Origin of the sequence: Mucilaginibacter sp., assembly GCF_036383575.1 — a bacterium.
Taxonomy (GTDB): Bacteria; Bacteroidota; Bacteroidia; order Sphingobacteriales; family Sphingobacteriaceae; genus Mucilaginibacter.
This window is the reverse complement of sequence record NZ_DASVOB010000093.1, coordinates 1-3,864: the sequence shown is the minus strand read 5'-3', so window position 1 is coordinate 3,864 and position 3,864 is coordinate 1. Positions and strand designations below refer to the sequence as shown.

The window sequence follows — 3,864 nt, the reverse complement described above, 5'->3', positions numbered from 1 at the left end:
GTAGTTTTTATTTCACTTACAAACTTACTGAACGATGCCAGGTAAGTGTTGGCATTGGGCCTTTGATATACATTTTTGATCACGATCTCCTTGTTAAGGTGGTAGGCCTTATCAAATTTCTGACTGATATCATGCGGCATGTTGCCGTATAAAAAATCGGTGATCAATTTTTTACCAAACCAGGTGCCGGAGCCTTCATCGCCCAAAACAAAGCCAAGACCATGCTGTCCGTCATAAATGTCTTCACCGTCAAAAAAAGAGATATTACTACCCGTTCCCATTACGCAACAAATTCCCTTTTCCTGGCCGCAGGTTGCATAAGCACATCCCAGCAGGTCACTGTCAACACTGATGTAGGCTTTGCTAAAATGCGTGCTTAGTGCATTTGATACGATCTCATGCCTGTCGGGACTGCTGCATCCCGCGCCAAAAAAGTAAATTTCAGAAATTTCCGGAGCAAGAGCTACCATTTCGGGGGCCTGGTCCAGTATAATACGGGCTATCTCCTTTTCGGTTAAAAAATATGGGTTTAATCCCGCAGTAAGGAACGAGCGGGTTTCCTGGTCTGAAATGGTCAGCAGCCAATCAGTTTTTGATGATCCGCTATCTGCAACTAAGATCATTGACAAATTTCCTCGAGCGCTTTAACAGTAAGTGGCTTATGAATAAACTGTGTAATATGCTTATTATCGCTTGATTGCCGCATATCGGTAGGGTCAAGCGATGATGATAACATATATATTTTAATTCCTTTTTTAGCAATTTCCAACCCATCGTACTCCTGCAGAAACTCAAAACCGCTCATCAATGGCATCCTGATATCTAAAAAAATGACATCCGGATCTACCGATCCGTCTTTTAATGATTCAATGGCCTCCATCGGTGACTGGCGCACAATGATATTCTCGGCGAAGTTACTGTTCTCTAAAACCCTGCGTGTTATAAAGTTATCAATGTAGTTATCATCAATAAGCAGGCAGGTTTTAAAAGGGGTGGTCATGTTTCAAAAATAAGTTTTTAAACTTATTATTAAAATATTTTTTAATTGATGTTAATGCTGTTGGTTATTTGTTTTAACATGATCTCGGCCTGTTTACTTTGATATTGTGCAGCAAAAAACTTTGATTGCGCGTCAAGGTAATTACGCTGCGCTTCCCTTACTTCAAGCGGAGTAATATTGCCTAACTTATATTTATCAAGCGTAATATCCAGGTTCTTTTTATTAAGGTTTACGTTGGCTTCTTCCAGTTTAACCAAATCGAGGCCCGAAAGATAGGCAACAAACAAGCTATTGATCTGACTTTCAATATTCAGCTTGGTTTGCTTGGCAGCAATACCTGCATTATCAATCTGGATCTTCGCGTTTTTTTCGCGCCTGTTTTGATTAAAACCATCAAAAATATTAATGCTTGCGGTTAGCCCGTAATTAAACCCGTGTACATTTTGCGATACCGTGAAACCGGCCGGCGTTTTACTGTTAGTAAACACATAGCCGGATGTTAAACCCACCTGCGGGTAGCGTGTTGAGCGTACCTGCTTGAGGTTGATCTCGGCCAGGCGCTGGTTAATTTGTGCCGATAATATCCCGGGGTTTTGCAACTGTGCGTTATTGAGCACATCGGCAAGGATCAGCTTATCATCAACCACAATGGTATCAGCCACCGAAAAATTTGATTGAAGATCACGGATGAGTAACTGGTTCAGCAGAATTTTGGTTGATTTAAATAATTGATACTGGATAACCAGGTTACCGGTATCAGTATTCAGGTTTACCTGCGCGTTAAGCACATCAAGCCTTGATGCCCTACCTACATTAAATTTATCTGTAGCAATACGCAGTTGAGTATGTGAGATACCTATAGCTCCCTTAAGCGCCTTGATCTGTTCATTTTGACTGATCAGATCATAATAGGTATTAACCACATTGGCTACTGTGCGTTGTACGGTATCCTGTAAGCGTAAAATCCCGAGCTTATCAAGCTGCTTCAACTGGTCGTAAGTGGCAAACATGTTGAATCCATCAAAAATAGTCCAGTTAAGGTTTACACCATAACTGTTGTTGGAGTTGTGCGCGTTTATATTATTATCCTTACCGGTATTAAGCGTTTGTTTGGTTGACTGGCGGCTATTATTATCCGAAAAATTTCCGGTTAGCTGGGGCAAAACTCCCGCATTACCAAGCGTAACATTATTTGATGCTATGGTTGAGTTGTTTTGCGACAACTTGATGTTATAGTTGTTCTTCAGCGCTATTTCTACCGCATCTTTTAAGGTAAGCAGCGGTGCGTCCTGCTGGGCTAAGGCTATGGTTGATACCATTGCAAAACCAAAAACCAGGCAGGTTATTTTCTTGATCATCATATTAAATTACAGGTTTTCGATCAGTTTAGGTTCAAGGTGATGCGGATGACGTGCGGCTTCGGCCATTTCGGCTTCGGCGGCCATATCTTCAGGATCGTGGTCGTGGTCTTTCCGACTTTTAGCAGCCAGCAGCAGGTACATCATCGGGATAATATAAAGCGTTAGCACCAACGAAAATAGCATCCCGCCCATAATAACAATACCTAATGATACACGGCTTTTTGCACCGGCACCTAATGCAAACGCGATAGGTACAGATCCAAGCACCACGGCCAAACTTGTCATTAATATAGGGCGTAAACGCGCAGTGGCAGCTTCAACAACAGCCTCGTATTTGGCTACCCCCTGCTCCATCCGCTGATTGGCAAATTCTACAATCAAGATCCCGTTTTTGGTTACCAGCCCTACCAGGGTGATGATCCCGATCTCGCTGAAAATATTGAGCGTTTGGTTAAACAGCCACAATGATAAAAACGCGCCCGAAATAGCCAGCGGCACGGTAAGCATCACGATCAATGGATCCATAAAGCTTTCAAACTGGGCGGCCAGTACCAGGTAGATCAACAACAATGCAAAACCAAAGGCAAAAAGGATATTCGATGAACCTTCGGCATAGTCACGTGACGGACCGCTCAATGCAGTACTGAAAGTATCGTCAAGTAAACTTTTTGAGATCCTGTCCATTTCTTTGATACCATCACCAACGGTATAACCCGGGGCAAGTCCGGCCGAAAGTGTTGCCGATTTATAACGGTTAAAGTGATAAATAGCGGGAGGCGTAGCTCCCTCGGTGGTTTTAACCACGTTATCCAGCTGCACCAAAGTGCCTTTTGAGCTACGTACATAAACAGATTTCAGATCAAGCGGCTGATCACGGTGGGCACGGTCAACCTGTGCTATCACCTGGTATTGTTTACCGTTGATCAGGAAATAGTCTAACCTGCCGGCACTATAATACAACTGCAGCGTCTGCGCAATATCATCAACAGAAACACCTAAGTCGCGGGCACGCTCGCGGTCGGTAACTACGCGCAGTTCAGGCTTGGTAAATTTCAGGTTAACATCCGTTCCCTGGAAAACGGGGCTTTTTGACACCTCGGCAAAAAATGTTGGCAGCACCTTGCGGATCTTTTCAAAATCCTGGTTCTGGATAACGTACTGCACCGGTAACGATGTTTTTGATCCCGAACCGCCACCGCTGATGGTTTGTTCCTGCACCACAATGGCACGGGCATCGGGCATTTTCCTCAATTTAGCATTGAGCCAGTCGGCAAGTTCCTGCTGGGTCCGTTTCCGTTCATCAGGGTTAACAAGTCCTACCCTGCCGAAGCCGGTATTTGACGCTCCGCCACCGCCAAATGATGGTGAAACAATTTCAAGATTAACGTTTGACTCAGGAATTGAATCCTCAACCAGGTTTGATACCTTGTCCATGTATTTGGTCATGTACTCATAAGTCGCACCCTCTGAACCGGTAACACTATAACGAAGCAGGCTGCGGTC

General features: G+C 43.9%; 4 protein-coding genes. All 4 read right to left on the bottom strand.

Features of this window, described 5'->3' with window-relative positions; translation table 11 throughout:
- Nucleotides 1–623: N-acetylglucosamine kinase (locus VF500_RS03465; protein WP_330858335.1), on the bottom strand; the 623-nt coding region annotated here is incomplete at its 3' end.
- Complete coding sequence (locus VF500_RS03460) at nucleotides 620–1,000, bottom strand: response regulator (protein WP_330858334.1); 381 nt, start codon at nucleotides 998–1,000, stop codon at nucleotides 620–622. The genes VF500_RS03460 and VF500_RS03465, both read right to left, overlap by 4 nt.
- Nucleotides 1,001–1,041: 41 nt before the next feature.
- Nucleotides 1,042–2,358, bottom strand: a complete 1,317-nt coding sequence (locus VF500_RS03455) for a TolC family protein (RefSeq protein WP_330858333.1) — start codon at nucleotides 2,356–2,358, stop codon at nucleotides 1,042–1,044.
- 9 nt (nucleotides 2,359–2,367) lie between these two features.
- Nucleotides 2,368–3,864, bottom strand: a 1,497-nt coding sequence (locus tag VF500_RS03450) for an efflux RND transporter permease subunit (protein ID WP_330858332.1), incomplete at its 5' end; no start/stop codon positions are given.